Here is a 23922-nt window from a genome sequence, read left to right as displayed (position 1 = left end):
TGATTTTAGTCATAGCCTGCCGTATATTTATTTGCTACTTTTGACCTGTGAAAATCTTTATTCTGCTTATTCTGTCACTGCTTATGGTTATCCGGCCGATAGTGCCGGTATTGGAATATGCGGTTAATTATGAATACATTTCCAAGGTGCTTTGTATAAATAAACAGAGTCCTCAAAAAAAATGTAACGGGAAATGCCATTTGAAGAAGGAATTGAACGACGTGTTCGATGATAAAAAATCACCCCCGGGATCGGATAAATTGAGTTTAGTCGAAACTGTCATCATCTTTTTTGAAAAAAATGCAGCCTTCAACTTTGCCATTGTGACAGAAGAATCTCCTGTAAAGCAGATATCCTGGTATGCAGAATTGTATTCCTTTTCATTTTACAAGGACTTTTTTCACCCGCCTGCCTCCTCTGTCCTGTAATCTTTAACGGCTATCCTGATTGATAGTGCAATTGATTTTTCTATTCATGCGAATAGGATGCGCAAAGGATTCTCCAAGTTGTCAATTTATAAAAAATAAAAATAATTTTATGAAAAAAGTAATTTTTATGGCTATGGCCATGTTCAGCATATTCATGTTTTCCTGTAAAAAAGAGACACTCCCCGTAAATGAAACGGAAGGATTGGTAAAAGTACAGGAAATGTCAAATGATACCAATATAGTGGAACTTTATACCAAGACCGGTTCTTTACAGGTAGGGTATAATGAAGTTTATCTGCGTATAAGAGATAAGAAAACAGCCATCTATAAAACGGATGCGGTGATTAACTGGAGCCCTCTCATGCACATGATGGCTATGACACACTCCTGCCCTAAGTCAGCTATTGCAAAAGTAGCCGGAAAAACAACTGTCTACAAAGGTTTCATCGTATTTCAGATGCCTGAAAACGCAACGGAAAGATGGACGCTGTCACTGAACTTTCAAACAGGCGGAGCTTCGTCTTCTGTAGAAGATACGGTGTCTGTACCCAATTCTGTGAAGAAGCGGGTATCTGTCTTCACCGGTTCCGATACAAAAAAATATATCGTAGCCTTGGCAGAACCGGCAAACCCTGCCGTTGCAGTGAATGATCTGGTAGTGGGTTTGTTTACAATGGAAAGTATGATGTCCTTTCCGGCGGTTACGGATTTTACCATAGAAATGGACCCTAGAATGCCGAGTATGGGCAACCATTCTTCACCAAATAATGAAAATCCTGTTTTCAGTGCAACAGACAATTTATATCACGGAAAACTATCGCTGACGATGACCGGCTACTGGAAACTGAACCTGATCGTTAAGAATGCTTCAAGTGAGGTTGTAATGGGAGAGGCAGTAACGGTTTCCAATGAAAGCAGCAGCTTGTTTTTGGAAGTGGAAATATAACTTTAATGCTATCAGTATATAAGCTGTCAGATTGAAAGGCGGCTTATTGCTGATGCTGATAATAGCATTTTATGAAATCGTTTTTTCTTACAGCAGGTATATTGTTTTCTTTAATTCCGGTGCTGAAAGCTCAAGCCGAAATTATTGATACGCTGCCTTCCGTGAAATTGGAGGAAGTGGTGGTGGTGAGTAAGGTATTGATTAATTACAACAAACAATCCAAGCCCTTATCATCTTTGGATGAGTATTTGGAGAAATCGTCCAGGGTTTCGATGATTAAGCGCGGTAATTATGCATGGGAACCTATGGTCAACAATATGTCGTCAGAGCGCCTTCTGGTTACTATAGACGGCATGCATATCTTTGGCGCCTGCACCGATAAGATGGATCCGATTACCTCCTATGTGGATGTTTCCAATTTATCGGAGGTGAATATATTTTCCGGACAGGAAGGTTCTGCCTACGGTCCTACCATCGGAGGCGCCATCGATTTGGTAAGGACCAAACATGATTTCTGCTATCCGGGCTGGAGCGGGTCGGTAGATCTGGGATATGAATCCAACGGCAATCTATTTACTACCGGAGTCGGTATAAAATACGCACATCCAACCTTTTTTGCAGATGTTGATTTTATGTACCGGGATGCGGGTAATTATTCAGCAGGTAAAAGAACAGTTGTCCCTTTTTCACAGTTTACTAAATACAATACGTCGGTTACCTTAGGCGCTAAACTCCACGCCAAACACAGTCTTATCGGTTCATTTATCTTTGACAACGCCAAAGATGTGGGTTATCCGGCTTTGCCGATGGATGTCTCGCTTGCCCGCGCTTATATTGGAACGATTGAGCATACGGCGGAAAATCTGAATGCATTCATAGAAGAGTGGAATACGAAAGTATATTTTAATACCATCAGCCATAAGATGGACGATACGAAACGTCCGGACGTACCTATTCATATGGATATGCCGGGCTGGAGTACGACGTATGGCTTTTATACCCGGCTGAAAGCAACTAAGAAGAAACAGGAATTCGGCATTACATTGAATGCTTATTATAATCAGTCAAAGGCGGAGATGACGATGTATCCTGAGAATAAGGAGGAAAACATCATGTTTATGTATACCTGGCCGGATGTCAGAACCATCTATACCGGTGTCAACTTTAAAGACAAAATAAGCTGGAAGCAACGCCACGTGCTGAATTATTCTGCTGGTCTGGGTTTCCATAGAAATTATATTGCCAGTGATTTTGGATTAAACAGCCTGCGCATTTTTTACCCCGGAATGAATGCCGGCAAAAACAGGTTTATCATGAGTGCACAGACAGGTTATGTCTTTCAGAAAAATGGTTTCGAGGTATCTGCGGGAATAGGGTATGGAGAACGCGCACCTTCCGTTTCTGAAGGCTATGGATTTTATCTGTTTAACAGTTTTGACCGCTATGACTATATCGGCAATCCTTCTCTGCGAAATGAAAAGTCCATAGAAGTGAACGGTGGTGCGACGTATAAAATGAATAAGTTCAAGGCGAATATGACAACGTCCTGGTTTCATATTTTTGATTACATTATCGGTATTCCCAATACAGCCTTTATCCATATGACTATCGGTGCATCGGGGGTGAGGGAATATAAGGCACTCAAGTCGGTGAATATCTTTAATGCCGAGTTGGGATTGGATTATCGTCCTCATCCTTCGTGGAGAACCAAAGCGGCTTTTACCTATAGCGTGGGCAGGGATTATAACAATCAGAATCTGCCTTTAATCCGTCCTTTCAGTTTCAGGGTGAGCCTTGCTTATAAAATAAAGGCACTGGATATGGAACTGGGCGTGGAAGGAGCATCTCAGCAATATGCATACAGTAAAGCGTATGGGGAAGATAAAACTCCCGCTTATGCTGTTGTAAATTTCTCAGCCGGGTATATGTTATTGATACAGCAGCACCGTTTATACCTGAAATTTGGCATAGAAAATATCGGGGATACCCATTATTCTACCTATTCCGACTGGAATAACATTCCGAGGAAAGGCCGTAATTTCTTTATCAACCTGTCTTTCGCATTTGAAAACAGGAAGAAGCTGCAGGAGTAGGTTATGAAGAAAAGGGATTGTTAAAATGACCGTACCGGTCTAAAGTGATGTTCTTCTGCTTTATCTGAGTTTTCCTGAGTATAAGGTTCATCCGAAGAGATCGTATTCGCACCGGTACCGTTTTCGGAAGATGAAAAATACAGTACACCTGGCTTTAACCCCAAATCTACCGAACCGTTAAACTGCATGATTAATTTTAATTCTTCTACAGACGGCAAAAACCAATCACTGAAGCCATTCAATGTAAGGTTGGCACAGTTTTTTCCCGCACCATTACATCCGGCGGTTACGATATCCTGGGTATTTTGAGCACCAGTACCCACATTTTGTCCGTCAGCACCGGTAATGGTTGTTCCGGAACATCCCCAGGTGGATTTAGGATCATCGGCTGTGCCGTTCCAGCCGGATTTTGCCGCTATCAGTCCATGTTGTTTGGTGGCATCGGTCAAATAGAAAATGATGCCGCCCTGATGTTCCTGTCCGATATTCAGCCCTGTAAAGGTCTCGGGGCCCTTCGCACAGGAAGTGACAAGAAGTAGCAGCATACCGGTTATGGCAGCATACGGGGAAAGTCGTTTCGGAATATGGAGGTTTGCTTTCATGCTCTATTTTTAGGAAATTTGAAATTACAAATAAAATGGTTAATTCATTTCAAAAATACACAATACATCATAATGCTCATTGGTATCCTGAATGGATGTGATCTTTATTGTCCGGTTGCCGTCTACCTTATAAAGCACATATCCTAATTTATCCTGTAATTGAGTCAGCAGTTGCTTTTCGGAGGTTTCGTTCTTATTCAGGTTCTTGTTGTCGATTTCAATGAATAGAATCGGATGGAATTTTATAAGAGTGCTGACGCCACCGTTGATGACGAAATTTTCAAAACCTTCGACATCTATTTTTATAAAGTCAACTGTTGGGATGTTGTGTTGCCGGACAAACTCATCAATGGTGATGGAATAGACGACATCGGATTTGGATGATTTCTCCTTGTTTAAAGAAATGCCTGCGCTGTTTTTATTATCCGGAATCTCAAAAAATAACTCTTCCTTTTTATCTGAGACAGCCAGTTTTTGTAAGGAGATGTTGTGGAAGTGGTTGAGGTTGAAATTGGTTTTTAAACGCTCAAATAAGAAGGGAACCGGTTCAAAACTGTATATCATTCCTCTGGGTGCCAGCCGGGAGAAGTTGAAGGTGGTTTCGCCAATGTTTGCACCCACATCGAAACAGACGAAATCTTCCTTAATCAGACTATATAAGACCCGTCGGTCAAAGTCACCGCCGTCGGAGATGCCGAAGTAAATGGCATGTTCCATGTAATCACTGATATCTACACGGTAGTTGATATTGTTTCTGGTACAATTCCTGAAGGATCCTTTAGGATAAAGCTGGTTGCCGGCAATCAGTTTCTGGGATAATTTACTGCCGTTAATTATACTTTCCGCTAATTTGCTTTCAATCGAAGGTATCCGGCTGATTCGCCTGAAGAGGTTTAAAAAGCGTGTTTTAAGATTCATGCACAAATTTACTGTTTAATCATCAACTTAAAACCTACACCGTGAACATTCTGTATTTCCACATTGGGGTCGTCTTTTAAATATTTACGGAGTTTGGTGATGTACACATCCATACTCCTCCCGGCAAAGTAGCTGTCATCTTTCCATATTTTCACCAGCATATCTTCCCGTTTGACAGGTTGGTTGATGTATTTGGCGAGATATTCGAGCAGGGCGGCTTCTTTTTTGGTAAGTGAAGCAATCTCGCTCCCTTTATATAATTTTAGTTCATCCACTTTCAGGATATATTTCCCGATGGAAAATTCCTTTTGTTCCGGTTCAGCAGATTTGGTGCGTTTTAAGATGGCCTCCATCCGCATGACCAGTTCGTCAAAGTTAAACGGTTTGGTGATATAGTCATCACCGCCAACGATAAAACCCCTTAGTTTGTCTTCCTGCATTTCACGGGCGGTCAGAAAAATAATAGGCGTATCGTCTTTCTTTTCCCGGATTTCCTGTGCAAGGGTAAACCCGTCTTTCTTCGGCATCATGACATCCAGTAAGTATAAGTCGAATTTTTCTTTATAAATAATACGCTCGGCATCCAGTCCGTTAACACAATGCGTCACGTGGTAGCCTTTGTCGGTTAGGTTATCTTTGATGATAAATCCCAGATTCGGATCGTCTTCTGCCAATAATATTTTTACCTTTTCCATTTGCGTCAGATTTGATGAATATGAATAAGCTATCTTAAAGTTACTTAGATTTATTGTGAAACCAAATAGTAAATGTCGTTCCTGCCTTTGGGACGCTGTGTAAGGCTATTTTGCCTTTATGCAGTTTTATCATATTTTTCACATAAAACAAGCCGAGTCCAAACCCTTTTACATCGTGCAGGTTGCCGCTCGGAACCCTGAAAAATTTCTGAAAGATCATACGCTGGGACTCTTTTTCTATACCCTTCCCATTGTCTTTTACCGATATTTCAATTCCTCTGTGCTTATTGACGGTGGTCATCTGAATTTCCGGAATCTTGTCACAGTATTTGATGGCATTATCCAGCAGGTTGTATAAAATGTTGGTTAAATGTACTTCATCTGCGGATATCAATGTGTTTTGGGCATTCAGGGATAGTTTTATAGTGCCGTGCAGTTCCGCCACCCGCGGTTCAAAGTTCTTGATGATTCGATGAATCAATTCATGAACATCAACATCCGTCAGTTTGAGCTGCAGCTTATTGGAATCAATCTGGGAAACCTGCAATACCGACTCCACCTGATTTTTCAACCGTTTGTTTTCATCGCTGATGATACTGGCATAATGTTTCAGCCGTTCCGGATTCTGAATGATATCATCTCGCATCAAAACATCGCTTGCCAGAGCGATGGTGGAGATGGGTGTTTTAAACTCATGTGTCATATTGTTCACAAAATCAGTTTTGATTTCGCTGAGTTTTTTTTGTTTTAATATGACCAGAATGGTGTAGGTGAAAAACCCAATGACCACCAGCAAAACCACAGAGAAGAACAGCAGCAGGTTGAAATCGTCTTCCAGATAACTTCTCTTCTTGGGAAACAGCACGCCGATATAATAGTTTTCGGAGGGCTTAGCCTTGATTTTGAGCTGCTCGATTTCCCCGACATTACTCATGTTGATAAAGCGCCCGAAATAAAAGGAGTCGGTGGTGCATTCAAAGATACCATATTCAAAGTCGGCATTGAGGTTCTGGTTCTTTGATTCAATAATCAGGTAGCTCTCCAGCATGGTGACATTCACCGGAGAGCTGAAGTCGAGAGTGTAATAGTTGGATGCCTTTTTGTTAATTCCGTCTAACTCTACATTGTATTTGGAGTCCCGGATTAATCTGTCGGCGACACTTTTTAGTGCTACATATGCCCTGTGGTTGAATTGCTGTTCTTTTAAATCCACCGCTTTCTTTATCCAGAAAATCTGTGTGGTGATAATACCGGCTAATGAAATAAAAGCCAATAAAATGATATTTCTGACTGCAGCGCGTACCATGGAACAAAGATAATACTATATTTTTATAATCAAATGATTAACAATAATTTAGGATACGATTTTTTAATTTTGCGGCATTGGTCGTTACGAATCGGATAAAGAAGGAAATGGAGGGACTGTTCAGTCATCGATTTGTGTCAGCAAATATAAGATTCCGCGAAAAATCAGGGTGAGCAGATGCATCAATAAGTAAAATATAATAATCAATGCTGTAAATAAGTGCAGTTCACCGGATTGTTTGTAGGAAAAAACAGAGATAAAATTACCGGAGAAAAGAATATAGAAGGCAATTGAAATGAATATCAGAGTAGATTTTGTAAAATATTGGAGTGGTTTTTGCTGGAAAGCTCCGAGGACTGGATTGTAAAAACAAAACAGCAGAATGGGAGAAATCAGCATATCCCAGGCCAACATGGAATCTTGATGAAACACTAAACAGACAATCGAAATAAGCGTAACCAGCAATGCGGACAGCATTCCCTGTTGAAATGGACTCAGATTTACACAGTCAAATTTCAGATAATGAATCATTTGTACGGGAAATGCTCTAATTAGTCAACATCAAAAACAACTATTTGTTTCAAAATAGTAGATTTGTATAAAAAATCATGGATTCCAGGTTAATTGCATTTGAGCGTTTACTGAACATAATGGACGATTTGAGGGAAAAGTGCCCGTGGGATAAAAAGCAGACTATTCAGACACTTCGTAAGCTGACCATTGAAGAAACCTATGAGCTTTCAGATGCTATCATAAAGGAAGACTGGAAATCTGTTAAGGAAGAACTGGGGGACTTGTTTTTACACCTCGTTTTTTACAGTAAAATCGGAAAAGAACAAAATCAGTTTGATGTGACAGATGTTTTAGATGCCGTTTCGGAGAAGCTGACATTCCGTCATCCGCATATTTATGGAGATGTGGTGGTGAAAAATGAAGAGGATGTAAAGAAAAACTGGGAATTGCTGAAACTGAAAGAAGGTAAGCAATCTGTGCTGGAAGGTGTGCCGGCCGGATTGCCGGCTATCAACAAATCGCAGCGTATACAGGATAAGGTCAGAAGCTTAGGTTTTGACTGGGATAATAAGGAACAGGTAATGGATAAGGTGCTGGAAGAATTGGGGGAGCTGTCGGAAGCTGTAGCGTCCCAAAATCAGGAGGAAATAGAACTGGAATTCGGAGATGTACTTTTTGTGCTTATTAATTATTCGCGTTTCATTGACGTCGATGCTGATAAAGCATTGGAGAAAACAAACCAGAAATTCATGAAGCGTTTCCGCTGGATGGAACAGTATGCCAGGGAACATAATTTGGATATGCATAATATGAATCTGGAGCAACTGGATGAAATATGGAATAAGGCCAAAGAGACATTAAAGAAAGAAATTTAACAAATTGGATTTTTGGAGAAAACATAAGGTTGCCGTCGCCGCTGTTGCAGGCATAGTATTATTAACCGTTAGTGTGTTGATAGATACGATCCAGATGGTTGCACCCAACGTGTATAAGGCCAAAAGAATTGTAGAACGTAAGTTGCATGCGCAGGAAAAGGCTGCTGAAAAAATGGTTCAGTCACCGCAGTTACTGACTTCCGCGGATTCATACGATAAAATCATTGCGGTCAATAATCAGTATAACAAGGATGGGAAAATACTGCTGTATGTCTATAAGGAAGATGCACTTGTTTTCTGGTCTGCAAATTCATTCGTTCCTGAAAACATAGATAAACTTTCTGAACGCGACATTCATTTTCTTAAGGAAGCGAACGGATTTTACGAGGTGATTCATAAATCTTCTGAGGACGGATTGGTAAATGTTTATGCGCTATTACCGGTTTATTTCCAGTATTCCACCAACAATAAATTCCTTGCGAACGGATTCGTCTGGAATCATCCGTTCCTGAAGCGATTTGTGGTATCCAACAAAGAAACCAGTAAGACAAATTCCGTCTTCAGCCATAGCGGCACTTACTTATTCTCGATACGCGTGGCGGATAACGCTGACACCATCTACAATCCCTATATCGTTTTGGTGGAAATATTTGGTTTGCTCCTGTTGTTCTGGTCCATGTATCAGATCATTAAACAGATGCTGAACCGCAAGCGATACTGGACAGCATTTATAGTTGTCTTACTCATATCCTTATTTACAGAGCTGATGTGCAATCAATTGAAATTATTTTCACTGACTAAAACCTCTCTCTTGTTTTCTTCCAATCTGTATGCCTCAGCTTACTGGAGCAATACGCTGGGCGCCTTGTTGATCCGGATTTTTTTGCTGACCTGGTCGCTTTCTTTCCTAAGGTTCATTCCATCTGATAAAATAAGAATGAATTTTATCTATTTTATCCTGGCATTTCCGGTGGCTATTTATTTTGTGATGATATATATCATGCAGAGTGTGATCCAGAACTCCGTTATCAGTTTCAATTTTTACCTGATTAACACTTTAGACCGGTACACCTTTATCAGCCTGGTTGTCTTTGGGTTGCTGATGTCAGGTTTGTTGTACTGGATGAAATGGATTTTCGATGCAAAACCGGACAAACGGTTTGTTGTTTATCTTCTGGTTTATGCATTGATCGGTTGGGCAGTTGGTTATATTATCGGAGAGTTCACGGATCTCTTTTATCCTTTCTTTCTGCTCCTGTGGCTCTTTACTTTCTTTCTGTTCTTTTATTACGAACATTCGTTTATACAGAACAACAGGAAATACAGATTTATAGCTAATCTGGTTTTGTTGTCATTGATTGCTTTCCTCACTTCTGTGGTAGTTATCTACAATACCGGTAAAAAGGATATAGAAAAGCGTAAATACAGAATGGAGGAACTGGTAGCGGAGCGCGACGTAGGTGAAGAGTTTGGATTGATTGAGACGGAACAGCAGATAGTAAAGGATAATTTTATTAAATCCTATTTTAAGAGTCCCTATCTGTCAAATTTCGATGTTGATAAACGCATTTCTTCCAAATATTTTAAGCAGTTTGTAAAGCGGTATCATATTCAGACTTATATGTTTGACAAAGATGGGGTTCCACTGGTGGGGATTGCCCAAAAGGAATTTTATAAATTAAATAATGCCCGCTTTTACAAAAAAGCCAAATCAATCTCAGCTAATTTCTATTATCTGTCGATAAAGGAAAACGGAGAAAAATACCTGGGCTATTTCCCAATTAAAGAGGATGGCGTGTTGTTGGGTTACCTGTTTGTAGAACTCATTCCTAAAATATTCAGTTCATATAGTGCTTATCCCGAATTGTTGCTGAAACAGAAAAATTACTACGACGAAGAGTTTGACAATTTTTCATATGCCATCTATGACAGCAAATACCTGGTTAAGCAGAAAGGGGAATATGAATATCAGATAAAGTTTAATTTTCCCGTAAAGTCCAACAAGGAGTTTACTTACTTCAAGAACAACGACTATAATCACATGATTTACTACGGCAGGGATAAACAAATTGTGCTGTCCGAAAGCAATCAGCCTGCGTTGAGTACCTTGTCTGTTTTTTCCTATATCCTGATATTCTTTCTGTTCTTCTTCATCCTGATGGATTACATCGGGTTTTCTGAAAGATTTTGGGGTAACGACTCCCTGCGGAATTTCTTAAAAGGGAATACATTGCAAAAACAAATACAGAATTCCATGATTACACTGGTGCTCTTTTCATTACTGGTGATTGGCGTTGTAACCATGGTTTATTTTCAGTACCAGTACAACCTTTATCACAATAACCGTCTGCTCAAGAAAGTGAATACGGTGATGAAGAATGTATCACAATATTACCTCGAAGAATATCCTTTGTATGGCAGCAATACATTCGATAAGGTGATACAGCAAAAGACCAAAACGCTCTCGACCATACACGCTCTGGATATTAATGTCTACAGTCCTAAAGGGGAATTGCTGCAGTCCTCTCAGCCGGAGATATTTAAAAGAAATCTGATATCGGAAAAGATGGATGCCGGTGCTTATTATAATTTAATCATCAAAGGAAAGTCTAAGTTTGTACAGGATGAAACGGTCGGCAATCTTACCTATTTAAGCGCCTATCAGCCGTTCAGGAGCAATGGGAAGGTGTTGGGTTATTTTAATTTCCCCTATTACGGAAAACAAAAAAGCTTTCAGGAAGATTTGTCCTATTTTTTAGTGGCGCTGGTCAATGTATATGTGATTTTCCTGATAGCAGCCGCTTTCTTCGCCGTCGTCTTGTCGCGTTCGATTACCAATTCGCTGACGCTTATTTCCGAAAGTATTAAAGGCTTGCAGTTTGGTAAAACCAATACGCCGATTACCTGGAAAAATGATGATGAGATCGGATTGCTGGTGAAACAATATAACCTCATGCTGGCGGAGTTGGAAAAGAGCGCGGATTTGTTGGCAAAGTCAGAACGGGAAGGAGCCTGGCGGGAAATGGCCAAACAGGTGGCACACGAAATTAAGAATCCGCTTACCCCGATGAAACTGAGTATTCAGCATTTACAACGTGCACTCAGAGATGACTCGCCGGATATCAAGGATATGACCGAAAAAATAGCACATCGCCTGATTGAGCAGATAGATAATTTATCCAATATTGCTACAGCCTTTTCAGATTTTGCCAAAATGCCGCAGGGCAGTTTTGAAAAGGTGGACAGCGTACCCTTGCTGATTTCAACGATAGAATTATTCAGGGAAATGGAGCATGTGGAGATTTCCGTCAGCCCGTTGCCGGAACATGCGTACGTATACGGCGACAGGGAACAGCTGATGCGCGTGTTTACCAATGTGATTAAAAATGCCACACAGGCAATACCCGAAACAAGAGAAGGCCGAATTGATATAGAAATGAATGTAACTGAAGACGGTTATGTTGTCTTGGTAAAAGACAATGGTATTGGGATTTCGGAAGATAAGAGAACGCACATTTTTGAGCCCAATTTCACCACAAAATCCAGTGGTACCGGATTGGGATTGGCCATTAGCAAGAATATTGTGGAACGGATGAATGGAAAAATATGGTTTGATTCCGTCGTAAGTGAGCATACTGTTTTTTATATTCAGCTACCAAAATGGAAAGATGCCTGATTGGAAGACCGTCATAGAAAAATTTGGCAGAAAAGGGGAGAAAACCGGCTGGTCCTATATCTTTATTCCATCTGATATTGCCGAAAAGATGAATCCGGGTGACAAAAAATCGTTTAGGGTAAAAGGATACCTCGATGAAACTGCTATCAATGGTATATCGTTAATACCGATGGGCGAAGGAAATTATATTCTTCCATTGAAGTCAGACTTGCGGAAACGGATGGGGAAAAAGACCGGGGCGGAGATTTTTGTGCAACTGGAAAAAGATGAAACGGAATATGAATTAAACCGGGACCTGATGCTTTGCCTGCAGGATGATGCGGAGGCGTTAGCCTTTTTTACATCGCTTCCGTCTTCTCATCAGAACTATTTCAGCAAATATGTGGATGCGGCTAAAACCCCGGAAACAAAAGAAAAACGTATTGTCCGGATAGTGCGGGCAATGCTCCTGAAACAGAATTACGCCGAAATGATCCGCAGTTCTAAAGAGAATATATGATCATTTAATCCAAACAATACATCCGATTTCGTATTTTTACGCTTTATTTTTCTAGAGTGAATGAATGTAAACAAATGAAACAAGATAATTCCAAACGACTTTTTGAAAAAGCAAGATCCTTGATGCCGGGAGGCGTCAATTCTCCGGTGCGTGCGTTTAAATCAGTAGGCGGCACACCCGTATTTATGAAAAAAGGAAAAGGTGCCCATGTCTGGGATGAAGACGGCAATGAATTTATTGACTATTGCTGTTCCTGGGGCCCACTTATTCTCGGCCATGCAAATGATGCTGTTGAACAGGCAATTATTGAAACCGTTAAAAATGGCGCTTCTTTCGGCACGCCGACAGCTTTGGAAAACCAATTGGCGGAATTGATTATTTCGAATCATAGCTTTATCGAGATGATAAGATTCGTCAGCAGCGGAACGGAAGCGGTCATGTCCGCATTGCGTTTGGCGCGCGGTGTCACACAAAAATCAAAAATCATCAAGTTTGAAGGCTGCTATCACGGACATGTCGATTCTTTATTGGTGAAAGCGGGTTCCGGTCTGGTCACATTCGGTGAATCAACATCTGCCGGTGTGCCGGAGAGCTTTGCGAATGAAACCATCGTGTTGCCGTTAAATGACGAGGAAGCCTTTCGTACAACTTTGGAAAAACTGCACCACGAAATTGCCGCTGTCATCATAGAGCCGATACCGGCCAATAACGGATTGCTGATTCAGTCGCATAAATTCTTGCTGTATCTCCGCGAAATGTGTACGAAGTATAACGTTCTGTTGATTTTCGATGAAGTCATTTCAGGGTTCCGTGTCGGCTTTGAAGGTGCAGCGGGTCTTTATAAGATACAACCCGATATCATCACATTCGGAAAAATCATCGGCGGCGGAATGCCGGTAGGTGCCTATGGTGCCAGCCATGAAATCATGAATCATATCTCGCCGCTCGGCCCTGTTTACCAGGCAGGCACACTCAGCGGTAATCCGGTGGCGATGGCCGCAGGTGCGGCGCAGCTTACGGCATGTTTGCAGCCTGATTTTTACCATCAGCTGCAACATAAGACTGATAAATTGGTAGATGGCATCCGGCAGCATATCCGTGCGAAAGGCTACGAGATTACGATTTACAATATCGGTTCCATTTTCTGGTTTGCGTTTTCCGATATGGCACACCTGAATCGTGCCGACCAGATTAATTCAGGCAAGATGTCTTTATTCGCCAAGGTGTATCACTACCTGCTGGATAATGGCATCTATTTCGGTCCTTCCGGCTATGAAGTGGGTTTTGTTTCTGCGGCACATTCGGATGAAGATATTGATAAAACAACCGTTGTGATGAACAATGCATTTGATAATTTATTTATACAGGCGTAAATCTTTCATTTTTTTAAAAGAGACACGGATATCAAACATAAGGTATGATCAAAAAGACCGGCATATTACTCGTAAATCTTGGAACACCCGACAGCCCGAACAATGGCGATGTGTTTAAATATTTGAATGAGTTTTTAACCGACGGCCGTGTGATTGACTATCCGTGGCTGGTTCGCCAATTGCTGGTGCGCGGCATCATTGTTCCACTGCGCTATAAAAATTCTGCCAAAACCTACCGCGAGATATGGGATAAGAACCGAGGGTCGCCCTTGCTTTATCACCTGCAGGACCTGACTAAAAAAGTAGCTGCAAAACTGAATGGTGATGAATTTGTGGTGGAATATGCCATGCGGTACCAAAATCCAAGTCTGGCGAGTGTCCTGGAGAAATTCAGGCTGCAGCAGGTGAATAAGATTGTGGTGCTGCCCTTGTTTCCGCAATACTCTTCCGCCTGTAACGATTCAGTGATTCAGAAAGTACAGGAAATTACATCCAAATGGCTGACCATTCCGGATTTGAAATATATTCATCATTTTTACGACAAGGAGAAATTTATCGATGCGTTTGCGGCGCAGGGCAATAAATTCAATTTCGATGATTACGACCATGTCTTGTTTTCCTACCATGGCTTGCCGGCGCGTCATTTAAAGAACGCCGATATTACGGGTAAGCATTGTTTGCAAAACAAAGACTGCTGTGCGAAGATGACAGAAATCAATCAGCATTGTTACAAAGCGCAATGCTATGAAACGACGAGGCTGATTACGGAAAAATTGAATCTCCCGAAAGATAAATTTACCGTGACATTTCAGTCGCGTTTGGGGAAGGAAGTCTGGCTGGAACCCTATACGGTGGCAGTCATCCCAGAACTGACAAAAGCAGGTAAGAAAAAGCTGCTGGTTTTTTCCCCGGCATTCGTGGCGGATTGCCTGGAAACCTTGTACGAAATCCGTACGGAATACCTGGAACTGTACCAAGAACATGGCGGCGAAAGCATCACACTGGTGGAAAGCCTGAATTCCGAAGACAAATGGGTGGAAGCGGTCTGTGATCTCGTGACCGGGTAATCTTTAATACCCCAGGCTGATGATCTTTCCGTCTTCCATTTCTATGGTTCGGTCTGAGGCTCTGGCAAAATCCGTATCATGTGTGACGGCTATGATGGTTTGCTTGAAATCATGTGCCAGTTCTTTTAATATGTCAAATACGTTATTTGTATTGGCAGTATCCAGATTTCCGGTGGGTTCATCACCCATAATGATCAGCGGGTCGTTGATCAGGGCCCTTGCAATCGCCACCCGCTGCTGTTGACCGCCCGAAAGCTTGGAAGACGGTTTCAGTGCCTGGTCCTTTAATCCCAGCAATTTCAGCTTTTCATACGCTCTGGCTTCAATTTCTTCTCTGGAATATTTCCCAAGTTTTAATGCCGGAATCATGATGTTCTTAAGACAGGAAAATTCAGGGAGTAAGAAATGGAACTGAAAGATAAACCCGATTTTCTCATTGCGGATGGCGGCCAGTTGTTCCTGTTTATAGTGTGTCAGGTTTTCGCCATCTATGATCAGTTCGCCTTCGTAATCCGTATCCATGGTGGAAAGGATATAGAGCAACGTGGACTTTCCGCAGCCTGATTTACCAATGATGCTGAGGAATTCGCCCTGACGGATATCAAATGTTATGCTGTCCAATACCTTGAACTTCACCGGTTCATAGAAATATTTACCGATGCCCTTCGCACTCAATATGATTTTCCTATCCGTCATTTCCTGAAAATCCTTACCGGGTCAACATTGGCAGCTTTCCGGGATGGAATATAACCGGCGATAAAGGTGATGATTAATCCGAAAAGGATTCCTTCGGCTACAATAAGCGGTTCAAGGCGTATGGGGAAATATCCGGTGTCGCCGCCAATATAGACATTGCTCATCGCCCGCACCAGAACGAAGTTCAGCGCGATGCCTAGCAAAACACCTGCTACCCCAATGAATACAGCCTGTGACACAAAAATGCGTACGACATCTTTTCCGGAAAATCCGGTGGCTTTAAGTATGGCGATGTCATTCATTTTTTCCAGGATGGACATGTTCAGAATATTAAAAATGCCGAATCCCGCTACCAGCAGTATAGATAAGGAAATGGCATAACCCATAATTCTTCTTGCCTTGTAAGCCGACAGTATCGCTTCGTTGGCTTTTTTCCAGTCTTCCGCCGCATAACCCGTCAGTCTGGAGAAGGCAGGAATGGAGCGGTCTGAAATGTCGGGATTCTTGATGTTGACGTATATATCCGTTACATATGTGGGACCTGCTTGCAGGAGTTGCTGCGCCGCCGCTATGTTGATGTATGATTTCGATTTGTCGACCAGGGAGTTGTTTGATTGGAAAAATCCAACCACCTTCATTACCTTGAATACGCCTTTGGAAGAAGTCACCGTAATGTTGTCGTGGAGTTGAATGTTCAGACTGGCGGCAATACCCGTTCCAAGGATAATACCGTTCTGAGTGGTTTGTAAATCGTTAATATTGCCTTCCACTAAAAAGGATTCGATGTTGAACATTTTATTTTGTTCCGGCACATTTATGCCGGAGGCAATACCGCTTAGCTGAGACTTTCCGTTGTTGTAAAAAATATTGACCGTTACATTCGGCGCTACAGCAACGACATCCGGTTGTTTTTTCAGCATAGCGACAATCTGAAAGGGGTTAATCAGGTTTTTCGCGTCTGTTGCGATCTTGGGATTGATGATAACAGGGGTCGTGCTTTGGTAGGGATCCGGCAAGATGGATCTACTGATGACATCTTCTTTGTAAATCCGGATGTGCGGCATCGTTTTAAAAAAGGATTCATTGGCAGAGCGGTCAAAACCGGTCATCATGGAATTCATGAAAATATAAATAGCCACTCCAATCATTACCCCCAAAGCCGCCACAATAGTTTGCTTCCTGCGGGTGAGCAGGTGGGTAAGCGCTATTTCTACATTTACGGTGGTTCGCATGCAGTTATGGTAGATTTTCTGTGGTGATGAGGGTTGTCTCCTGAATACCGCCGGTGATTTCCACCCATTCGTCAGCAATGAAGCCGGTCGTTACCTTTACCGGTTCTTTCTTACCTTTGACCATCACTGTATTGCCATAGCCTAAATAGTTGCGGGGAATCAGCAGCGCATTCTTTTTATGGCCAATGATAATATTTGCCTGTAATTGTGTACGGGCTAACTTGAAGTCAAGAGAGTCTGTAAACTTGACCTTGCAGTAAAACGACTGGGTGCTTTCGTCAAAGGAAGGCAGTATCTCATACAGGTTGCCCTTATAGTATTTGCTTTTATACGTGTTGAGTTGAATTGCCACTTCCTGCCCGACCTGCACTTTTGCAATATTGGACTCATCCACACTTAACTTGGCATAAAGTACATTTGGATTTCCGATAGTCGCAATAATATCACCTTTGCGGACGTAGTCTCCTTTTTCCTTGAATTTTTTATAGACCTTTCCGCTTACGACCACTTTCAGCTGATTGTTGCTGTTCAGGTAATTATTTACTTTTGTTTGTGTTCGCTGCGTTATCAACTGCTGTTGCGTTTGTTTTTTCAAGGCGTCGTAAGAAGCCCTGAGTGCATCCAGGTTGGCTTTGGAACTGCTTGTCGCCAGTTGCCTGGTTTCATATTCATTCCTGGTAGCGGCACCCTTTTCATACAGTACTTTGTACCGTTCTTCCTGCACGATATCCAGTTTTAATTTTTCTGCTGCTGCGCTGATATTGGCTTCGATCTGTTTGAAAGCGGGCGCATTCTTATTGGTATTGTATTCTGCAACTGATAACAACTCATTAGAGCCGATAGCGCTGATGGTGTTTTGAATATTGTCTATCACCGCTACTACTTTTCCGGCTGGGATTGTATTGCCTTCTTCCAGATTTAATTCCGTCAGATGGCCTTCCGCCTGAGCCGTCAGATTGTATTGTTGATCCGGCTCCAGGGTGCCCGATGCAAAAACGGTTTCTGTGATGTCTTTACGGACTGGTTTGGTCGTTTCCGATTTTCTTCCGCAACTCACCAAAAAAAAAGCATAAAGCAGAAAATAATAATAGTATTTACGGGTAAGCATAGGTTGTCTGGCTATCTGTAGCTTTTTATCAAAACAATACCTTTAAAGGTACATTTTTTTTGAATGTAAATTCTATACAGGATATGATATTTATCAGGTGTTATTCCGCATTCACCTCTATCCGGCTCGCTAAGTAAATACACAGAATACCAATCAACACAGCAATATAGGCAATGTAGTTGTAGTTGTTCAAATGCCCGGTCACCTCGTCTTTGGTAAGAATCAAGCCGCCGATTAATGCGGAGAACCCTTCACTCATTTCTATCAGGGAAGATCCGATGACCAGGAATTTACCTCGTTGTTCTTCCGTTGGTGCGCCTGTAATTAAAGTCTGGGCAGCAATCATACGGCCACTGTTGAAGATAAACATGAAAGCACATATCAGTAAGGCCATCATGATGGATGCCTCATGGATATGCGAAATCACTAAAATAGGAATGAAAGATAGCAGAATCAGAATCCGGAAAGATTTCAGCTTTCCCAGTGTATCAATAAATTTACCGATAGTAGGAGACGTGAGCGAAACGGAAATGCCTCCAACGATATACATCCATTTGGTGTCTTCCAGTTTGAATCCCAGGTTGCCCACCAGATACGGGTTGATGAAAGAGATGAACATAAAATGACCCAGTACCAGAAAGAAGCCGAAGAGCAAAGCATTTTGCAGGTTCTTGTCCTTCAATACGCGCAGCACTTCCGCAATCTTCGAGATATTTACTTTCAGCCGGTATCGTGCCGCCCGCGAAAGATAATAGACGAAAGGATAGGCTGCCAGTGAAAATATGGCAAGCGCAATGTCCTGGATACTATTGTTGTCCGGCGGAATGTGGTCGCGCATTTCGGGTAAGTAGTAAATGGCGGGTATCAATGTGACTAAAGACAGAATCCCAATCACACGGAAAGGCCAGAAAACATCCATGTGTTCGCAAATGAAGATGGCGAATGGAATACCGACGATAGAAGCCAGCCCAAACCCCAGATTCAGGATACCCATCGCTTTTCCCCGCCGCTCATACGGTACCATGTCGCTGATATAGGCGGTAGAAACACCGCCCAGTAATCCGCCGAACAGGCCGGTAAAGAACCTGGCAAACAGCATTAGATGATACGTATGTGCAAAGGAACATAAGATACTGCCGATAGCGAAAAAGAAGAATGCAGTGAGCAAGACGGTTTTTCGGTCATAGCGGTCTATGTAAAATGCAGCCATAAAAGCCGAAATGCCGCCGCTCAGCGAAAATGCAAATATCAGCATGCTGTACTCCCGGGGCTGGATGTGGTATAAATGCATCAATTCCGTTCCGAGTGGCAGCATCAGTAAAAAATCCACGATGGCGCAGAACCAGATAAACGTGAGAAGGTATAATATGAATTTTTCGTTTTTCACGGTACGAAGTTACGTATCTGAAATGTAAACCACATAGAATAAAAGAATCTATTCTTTTCTGTGTTTTTATTGTATAAAGTGTTAAAGAACTTTTTTCCTATGAAAATGTAGAATTACACAAAATTCTTTGAATTTACTCATAGACGACTATATAGCCAGGTGGTTAATATATTCATTATTAACAGGCAATTATGTACTTTTACAACAAGATTACACCTTTAATTGTTAAACCATTATGATAACCAATGCAGATGTTGTTGAAGTATTGATTCAAAACCTGAAAATAGATACATCCCTCAAGAATATTGCGGAGAAAGTATTAAACAAAGAGCGAATCACGTTTGACGAGGGTGTACTCTTGTACCAGAAAGGTGAGTTGGGTTTTGTCGGAACACTGGCCAATTATATCCGCAACATGAAACACGGGGATAATACGTATTTCAACCGCAACTTTCACGTGGAGCCTACGAATATCTGTGTCTATACCTGTAAGTTTTGTTCCTATTCCCGTTTAATCAAGCATAGAGAGCAGGGATGGGAATACTCTATTGACGATATCCTGGACATCATTAAAAAATACGACGGGCAACCCGTTACGGAAGTGCACATCACAGGCGGGGTGATACCGAAACAGGATTTTAATTTTTATGTCGAACTGTTCAAAGCCATCAAGGCGCATCGCCCGGATTTACACATCAAGGCTCTGACACCTGTCGAATATCATTATATTTTGAAAAAGGCTAAGATGAGTTATGAAGAGGGTATGCGTGCCATGCAGGCTGCCGGGTTGGATTCCATGCCGGGCGGCGGCGCTGAAATCTTTCATTCGGATATCCGGGATGAAATAGCGGGCGGAAAATGCAGCGCGCAAGAATGGCTGGAGATACATGAAATCGCCCACAAAATCGGTCTGCCGAGCAATGCGACGATGCTGTACGGGCATATCGAAACCTTTGAGCACCGGGTAGACCACCTGGAAAGGCTGCGTCAGCTGCAGGATAAGACGGGCGGCTTCAATGCATTTATCCCGCTTAAGTTTCGCAATCAGCACAATGAGATGAAGCACCTTCCGGAAGCCACGATTATAGAAGATTTACGTAATTATGCCATCTCCAGAATTTATTTAGATAATTTCGAACACATCAAATCCTATTGGGCGATGATAGGCAGGAATACGACACAGCTGTCGCTGAATTTTGGTGTGGACGATGTGGATGGAACGATTGACGATACCACTAAGATTTATTCCATGGCCGGCAGTGAAGAACAGCATCCGGCGATGAGTACCCGTGAACTGGTGAACCTGATTAAAGCGGTTGGCAGAAAACCGATAGAACGAGATACCGTTTACAATGTCATTCAGAATTACAGTAATTATATTTTTGAAGAAGATGAAAAGGAGAAAGCGAGGTTGTATAATTAGTTAATTAGCTGATGTGAAGAGGAAGAGTATTATTTCTATAATTCAAGATTTAATTCTATTGAAATGAACCACCAAACCGCAGAAGGTTTAGGTTTATGATGTTTTTCAGCAATAGCTGTAAAATAAACGAAGCGTGGCATCAGCATCTGTGTTTATTTTATCAGCGGTTAAAAATCTAAAAATAGATTTTAAAATTGCCTTTAAACATCATAAAAGCTTTTGGTACTTTTTGGCTCAAAAAGTGACAAATGAAATTATTATTCAGATTGCTTCGTTCCACGCAATGACGTATTCTTCCAAAAGCCGCAATAAAAAAGCCCCGCAGAAATGCGGGGCTTGTAAAAGTAATCGGTAAGCTATATTATGCTATTTTAACATTAACTGCATTTAAACCTTTTCTTCCTTCTTCCAGCTCAAACACTACCTCATCGTTTTCTCTGATACTGTCGATCAGGCCGTTAACGTGTACGAAGTACTCTTTGTTTGATTCTGCGTCTTTAATAAATCCAAAACCTTTTGAATCATTAAAGAACTTTACAATTCCTTTATTCATTTTAATTATTTAATTGGTGCAAAGATACGCTATTATACTTCCCTTTTCTAATTTTGGCGCTGTTATTATGATAATTATAACATATAAGGCTTCTAAAAGGCAATTAATTAATGTTTTATACCGTTTTACGGTCTTTCTTATTCGAGATAATAGTTATAATTTCGGCATCTGAACAACGATTTACCTATTTATGCCGCAGGATTCAAGCCATTTTCCCAAAAAAATTTACGTTATTCGCCATGGTCAGACGGATTTCAACGTCAAACAGGTGGTGCAGGGACGTGGCGTCAATTCTGATTTGAATGATACCGGTATACAACAGGCTAAGGCTTTTTTTGATAAATACCATCCGGTCGATTTTGATGTTATTTACACCTCTAAGCTCAAAAGGACGCATCAGACCGTCGCGCATTTTCTGACTAAAAATATTTCACATGAAATCCGTGAGAATATTGATGAAATTGACTGGGGTATCTTTGAAGGAGTGGAGCACCATCCCGATTTACAGAAAACATATTACGACATTATCGAAGAATGGAAAAATGGAAATCTGACCATAAAGATTGACGGTGGTGAGAGTGCTCAGGACCTTGCGGATAGAGTAATGCCTTTTGTGGAAGAAATCAAACAATCAGCCCACCAAACCATACTGATTTGCACGCATGGCAGAACATTGAGGGTACTGATCTGTTTATTGTTGGGTAAACCGGTTTCGAAAATGGATGAATTTTCACATGAAAATACTTGTCTGTATCATCTGGAATACGACGGAATCAAAGTTGATTTAATAAAGGAAAATGATTTGGAACATTTGAATGATGCCAATCTGGAAAATCCAGGAATTCCAGCTGAAAAACAAAAATAAAACGCTCTGTGGTAAAGATATCTGCCGTTTCCTATCTGAATGCAAAGCCTTTCCTGCACGGGCTGGATCTTTCTTCCGTTAAGAATAAGATTCAGCTTAGTATGGATACACCGGCTGTTTGTGCGCAGAAATTATTGAACAATGAGGCGGATATCGGATTGGTGCCGGTAGCTGTTATCCCCCAGCTGCAATATCCGCAGATCGTGTCTCCGTTTTGTATCGGTGCCGATGGAAATGTGAAAACGGTGTGTTTGTTTTCCAATGTGCCGCTCGAAGAAATCAATACCGTTTACCTCGATTATCAATCCAGGACCTCCGTTTTACTGGTGCAGTTGCTGATGCGGGAATACTGGAAAAAGGAGGTGGCTTTTCTTCCGGCACTCGAAGGATTTGAAAAGTCCATAAAAAATAATATTGCTGCCGTAATTATCGGCGACCGCGCAATTGAACACATGGGTAAACACCGCTTTGAATACGATTTGTCCGCAGCATGGAAACAACATACCGGATTGCCGTTTGTGTTTGCTGCCTGGGTGAGCAATAAAGAAATCGATAATGGATTCCTGGATGATTTCAATGCAGCCCTTCAGATAGGATTGAGTACCAGAAATCAAATTGTGGATACATATACAGCTTTCAACTCGCCGTACTTTGATGTGAAAGAATACTGGAATCAGAATGTACAGTTTGACCTGGATGAACCCAAAAAGAAGTCCCTGGAGTTATTTCTTAAAAAACTAAACCCGAACCAGCAGTTTTTTTATTGTTATTAGTCAGACACTTACTATCTTGTCCAATATATGGCGTATCAGTTTGTCCGTTGCCCCATGAGGGTCATTGCTGAACGTGCCGTCTACCCTGTTCGCTAAAATGGCATTGCAGGACAAGGCATGATGACCTAACAGTTTACTCATGCCGTAAATGGCGGATGTCTCCATTTCCATATTGGTCAGCTTCCTCCCGCCGGGTAACACGATGGCAGATAATTCGTCGATGTATTTCTTGTCTTTCGGTGCAATGCGCACTGTCCTGCCCTGCGGACCGTAAAATCCGCAATTGGTGAGCGTAACGCCTTTTCGCATATCTTTGGCAACCGAGTTGAGCAAACTGTCAGAACCTTTGACAATCACAGGGTGCACACCCAGGTTTCTGACAACAGGTACAATAGGTTCTAAAAATTGACTGTCTTCTTCGGAGACTTCAAAATTGTAAAATCCCAGTAAGCCATCCAGTCCGACACCATATTCGCTAGCTAAAAAACTATCCACCGGAATGTCGTGCTGCAGAGACCCGCAAGTGCCGATTCGGATTAAATTCAAGGATGTCAGGATACTTTTTGCCGTTCGGGTGCTTAGATCCATGTTGACCAATGCATCTAATTCCGTCACTACAATATCGATATTATCGGTGCCTATACCGGTGGAAAGACAGGTAAGTCGTTTATTGCCTAAATAACCCGTATGGGTTACAAATTCGCGCTTTTGTTTCCTAACTTCAATTTTATCAAAATAGCGGGACACTTCTTCCACCCGGTCCGGGTCGCCCACCAGAAAGATGGTCTCAGCTATATCTTCCGGCAAGATGTTTAAATGATAAATGCTGCCATCCGGGTTGAGTATCAGTTCGCTTTCTTCAATTTTCATTTTATTGGATTGTATTCCAAAATA

23 protein-coding genes are annotated in these 23922 nt (G+C 41.7%); 12 read left to right on the top strand and 11 right to left on the bottom strand.

Going from position 1 to position 23922, the window contains the following annotated elements; genetic code table 11:
• Positions 1 to 47 precede the first annotated feature (47 nt).
• The 3 genes from IPM95_05225 (at position 48) to IPM95_05215 (ending at position 3467) form a co-directional block, all read left to right on the top strand.
• Positions 48 to 428 (top strand): hypothetical protein, encoded by a 381-nt coding sequence (locus IPM95_05225; protein ID MBK9328719.1) that lies wholly within the window; start codon positions 48 to 50, stop codon positions 426 to 428.
• A 109-nt stretch (positions 429 to 537) separates the two neighbouring features.
• A complete protein-coding gene (locus IPM95_05220) occupies positions 538 to 1374 on the top strand; it encodes a hypothetical protein (protein MBK9328718.1) in 837 nt (278 codons plus the stop codon).
• 71 nt (positions 1375 to 1445) lie between these two features.
• Positions 1446 to 3467: a TonB-dependent receptor gene (locus IPM95_05215; protein ID MBK9328717.1), complete on the top strand. Its 2022-nt coding sequence runs from the start codon at positions 1446 to 1448 to the stop codon at positions 3465 to 3467.
• A 20-nt stretch (positions 3468 to 3487) separates the two neighbouring features.
• On the opposite strand, the gene IPM95_05210 is transcribed toward IPM95_05215, so the two are convergent.
• The 5 genes from IPM95_05210 to IPM95_05190 form a co-directional block, all read right to left on the bottom strand.
• Positions 3488 to 4069, bottom strand: a complete 582-nt coding sequence (locus IPM95_05210; GenBank protein MBK9328716.1) for a hypothetical protein — start codon at positions 4067 to 4069, stop codon at positions 3488 to 3490.
• 39 nt (positions 4070 to 4108) lie between these two features.
• On the bottom strand, positions 4109 to 4987 hold the full coding sequence (locus tag IPM95_05205; protein MBK9328715.1) for an FkbM family methyltransferase: 879 nt from the start codon (positions 4985 to 4987) through the stop codon (positions 4109 to 4111).
• Between the two features lie 8 nt (positions 4988 to 4995).
• Positions 4996 to 5682 carry a response regulator transcription factor gene (locus IPM95_05200; protein ID MBK9328714.1) on the bottom strand — a complete coding sequence of 229 codons (687 nt, stop codon included), beginning with the start codon at positions 5680 to 5682 and terminating at the stop codon, positions 4996 to 4998.
• A gap of 40 nt (positions 5683 to 5722) precedes the next feature.
• Positions 5723 to 6988 carry a HAMP domain-containing histidine kinase gene (locus IPM95_05195; GenBank protein ID MBK9328713.1) on the bottom strand — a complete coding sequence of 422 codons (1266 nt, stop codon included), beginning with the start codon at positions 6986 to 6988 and terminating at the stop codon, positions 5723 to 5725.
• A gap of 120 nt (positions 6989 to 7108) precedes the next feature.
• Positions 7109 to 7519, bottom strand: a complete 411-nt coding sequence (locus tag IPM95_05190) for a hypothetical protein (GenBank protein ID MBK9328712.1) — start codon at positions 7517 to 7519, stop codon at positions 7109 to 7111.
• A gap of 77 nt (positions 7520 to 7596) precedes the next feature.
• On the opposite strand from IPM95_05190, the gene mazG reads away from it, so the two are divergent.
• From mazG to hemH, 5 genes are all read left to right on the top strand, one after another.
• Positions 7597 to 8376, top strand: coding sequence for a nucleoside triphosphate pyrophosphohydrolase (gene mazG / locus IPM95_05185; protein ID MBK9328711.1), 780 nt, complete (start codon positions 7597 to 7599; stop codon positions 8374 to 8376).
• Positions 8377 to 8380: 4 nt separating this feature from the next.
• Entirely contained in the window at positions 8381 to 12052 is a 3672-nt protein-coding gene (locus IPM95_05180) for a GHKL domain-containing protein (protein ID MBK9328710.1), read from the top strand.
• Positions 12045 to 12551, top strand: coding sequence for a DUF1905 domain-containing protein (locus IPM95_05175; GenBank protein ID MBK9328709.1), 507 nt, complete (start codon positions 12045 to 12047; stop codon positions 12549 to 12551). The genes IPM95_05180 and IPM95_05175 overlap by 8 nt, the downstream gene beginning before the upstream one ends.
• Before the next feature lie 74 nt (positions 12552 to 12625).
• Positions 12626 to 13924: a glutamate-1-semialdehyde 2,1-aminomutase gene (gene hemL, locus IPM95_05170; GenBank protein ID MBK9328708.1), complete on the top strand. Its 1299-nt coding sequence runs from the start codon at positions 12626 to 12628 to the stop codon at positions 13922 to 13924.
• Between the two features lie 44 nt (positions 13925 to 13968).
• On the top strand, positions 13969 to 14991 hold the full coding sequence (gene hemH / locus IPM95_05165; protein MBK9328707.1) for a ferrochelatase: 1023 nt from the start codon (positions 13969 to 13971) through the stop codon (positions 14989 to 14991).
• Between the two features lie 3 nt (positions 14992 to 14994).
• On the opposite strand, the gene IPM95_05160 is transcribed toward hemH, so the two are convergent.
• From IPM95_05160 to IPM95_05145, 4 genes are all read right to left on the bottom strand, one after another.
• On the bottom strand, positions 14995 to 15687 hold the full coding sequence (locus IPM95_05160; GenBank protein ID MBK9328706.1) for an ABC transporter ATP-binding protein: 693 nt from the start codon (positions 15685 to 15687) through the stop codon (positions 14995 to 14997).
• Complete coding sequence (locus IPM95_05155; protein MBK9328705.1) at positions 15684 to 16919, bottom strand: ABC transporter permease; 1236 nt, start codon at positions 16917 to 16919, stop codon at positions 15684 to 15686. Before IPM95_05155 ends, IPM95_05160 begins: the two co-directional genes overlap by 4 nt.
• A gap of 4 nt (positions 16920 to 16923) precedes the next feature.
• Positions 16924 to 18027: an HlyD family efflux transporter periplasmic adaptor subunit gene (locus IPM95_05150; protein MBK9328704.1), complete on the bottom strand. Its 1104-nt coding sequence runs from the start codon at positions 18025 to 18027 to the stop codon at positions 16924 to 16926.
• A gap of 100 nt (positions 18028 to 18127) precedes the next feature.
• Positions 18128 to 19414 carry an MFS transporter gene (locus IPM95_05145; protein MBK9328703.1) on the bottom strand — a complete coding sequence of 429 codons (1287 nt, stop codon included), beginning with the start codon at positions 19412 to 19414 and terminating at the stop codon, positions 18128 to 18130.
• Positions 19415 to 19649: 235 nt separating this feature from the next.
• On the opposite strand from IPM95_05145, the gene mqnE reads away from it, so the two are divergent.
• The gene (gene mqnE / locus IPM95_05140) at positions 19650 to 20837 is read left to right on the top strand and encodes an aminofutalosine synthase MqnE (GenBank protein ID MBK9328702.1); all 1188 of its coding nucleotides are present in this window, start codon (positions 19650 to 19652) and stop codon (positions 20835 to 20837) included.
• 133 nt (positions 20838 to 20970) lie between these two features.
• Complete coding sequence (locus IPM95_05135; protein MBK9328701.1) at positions 20971 to 21192, top strand: hypothetical protein; 222 nt, start codon at positions 20971 to 20973, stop codon at positions 21190 to 21192.
• A gap of 6 nt (positions 21193 to 21198) precedes the next feature.
• Here IPM95_05135 and IPM95_05130 read toward each other — a convergent pair whose 3' ends face one another.
• Entirely contained in the window at positions 21199 to 21390 is a 192-nt protein-coding gene (locus IPM95_05130) for a cold shock domain-containing protein (protein MBK9328700.1), read from the bottom strand.
• Positions 21391 to 21580: 190 nt separating this feature from the next.
• Between IPM95_05130 and IPM95_05125 the strand changes: the two genes are divergently transcribed.
• Complete coding sequence (locus tag IPM95_05125) at positions 21581 to 22255, top strand: histidine phosphatase family protein (GenBank protein ID MBK9328699.1); 675 nt, start codon at positions 21581 to 21583, stop codon at positions 22253 to 22255.
• 8 nt (positions 22256 to 22263) lie between these two features.
• Positions 22264 to 23028, top strand: a complete 765-nt coding sequence (locus tag IPM95_05120; GenBank protein MBK9328698.1) for a menaquinone biosynthesis protein — start codon at positions 22264 to 22266, stop codon at positions 23026 to 23028.
• Here IPM95_05120 and IPM95_05115 read toward each other — a convergent pair whose 3' ends face one another.
• Positions 23029 to 23898, bottom strand: a complete 870-nt coding sequence (locus IPM95_05115) for a nucleoside phosphorylase (protein MBK9328697.1) — start codon at positions 23896 to 23898, stop codon at positions 23029 to 23031.
• Between the last annotated feature and the right edge of the window lie 24 nt (positions 23899 to 23922).

It is taken from the genome of Sphingobacteriales bacterium, from assembly GCA_016719635.1.
Classification (GTDB): domain Bacteria; phylum Bacteroidota; class Bacteroidia; order Chitinophagales; family JADIYW01; genus JADJSS01.
Note: the sequence above shows the minus strand (reverse complement) of the source record. Positions and strands in the feature narration are given on the sequence as shown.

Coding starts and splice junctions, on each gene's coding strand:
- IPM95_05220 (MBK9328718.1), top strand. CDS start 538: ATGAAAAAAGTAATTTTTATGGCTATGGCCATGTTCAGCATATTCATG.
- IPM95_05215 (MBK9328717.1), top strand. CDS start 1,446: ATGAAATCGTTTTTTCTTACAGCAGGTATATTGTTTTCTTTAATTCCG.
- IPM95_05210 (MBK9328716.1), bottom strand. CDS start 4,069: ATGAAAGCAAACCTCCATATTCCGAAACGACTTTCCCCGTATGCTGCC.
- IPM95_05205 (MBK9328715.1), bottom strand. CDS start 4,987: ATGAATCTTAAAACACGCTTTTTAAACCTCTTCAGGCGAATCAGCCGG.
- IPM95_05200 (MBK9328714.1), bottom strand. CDS start 5,682: ATGGAAAAGGTAAAAATATTATTGGCAGAAGACGATCCGAATCTGGGA.
- IPM95_05195 (MBK9328713.1), bottom strand. CDS start 6,988: ATGGTACGCGCTGCAGTCAGAAATATCATTTTATTGGCTTTTATTTCA.
- IPM95_05190 (MBK9328712.1), bottom strand. CDS start 7,519: ATGATTCATTATCTGAAATTTGACTGTGTAAATCTGAGTCCATTTCAA.
- mazG (MBK9328711.1), top strand. CDS start 7,597: ATGGATTCCAGGTTAATTGCATTTGAGCGTTTACTGAACATAATGGAC.
- IPM95_05175 (MBK9328709.1), top strand. CDS start 12,045: ATGCCTGATTGGAAGACCGTCATAGAAAAATTTGGCAGAAAAGGGGAG.
- hemL (MBK9328708.1), top strand. CDS start 12,626: ATGAAACAAGATAATTCCAAACGACTTTTTGAAAAAGCAAGATCCTTG.
- hemH (MBK9328707.1), top strand. CDS start 13,969: ATGATCAAAAAGACCGGCATATTACTCGTAAATCTTGGAACACCCGAC.
- IPM95_05160 (MBK9328706.1), bottom strand. CDS start 15,687: ATGACGGATAGGAAAATCATATTGAGTGCGAAGGGCATCGGTAAATAT.
- IPM95_05155 (MBK9328705.1), bottom strand. CDS start 16,919: ATGCGAACCACCGTAAATGTAGAAATAGCGCTTACCCACCTGCTCACC.
- IPM95_05150 (MBK9328704.1), bottom strand. CDS start 18,027: ATGCTTACCCGTAAATACTATTATTATTTTCTGCTTTATGCTTTTTTT.
- mqnE (MBK9328702.1), top strand. CDS start 19,650: ATGATAACCAATGCAGATGTTGTTGAAGTATTGATTCAAAACCTGAAA.
- IPM95_05130 (MBK9328700.1), bottom strand. CDS start 21,390: ATGAATAAAGGAATTGTAAAGTTCTTTAATGATTCAAAAGGTTTTGGA.
- IPM95_05125 (MBK9328699.1), top strand. CDS start 21,581: ATGCCGCAGGATTCAAGCCATTTTCCCAAAAAAATTTACGTTATTCGC.
- IPM95_05115 (MBK9328697.1), bottom strand. CDS start 23,898: ATGAAAATTGAAGAAAGCGAACTGATACTCAACCCGGATGGCAGCATT.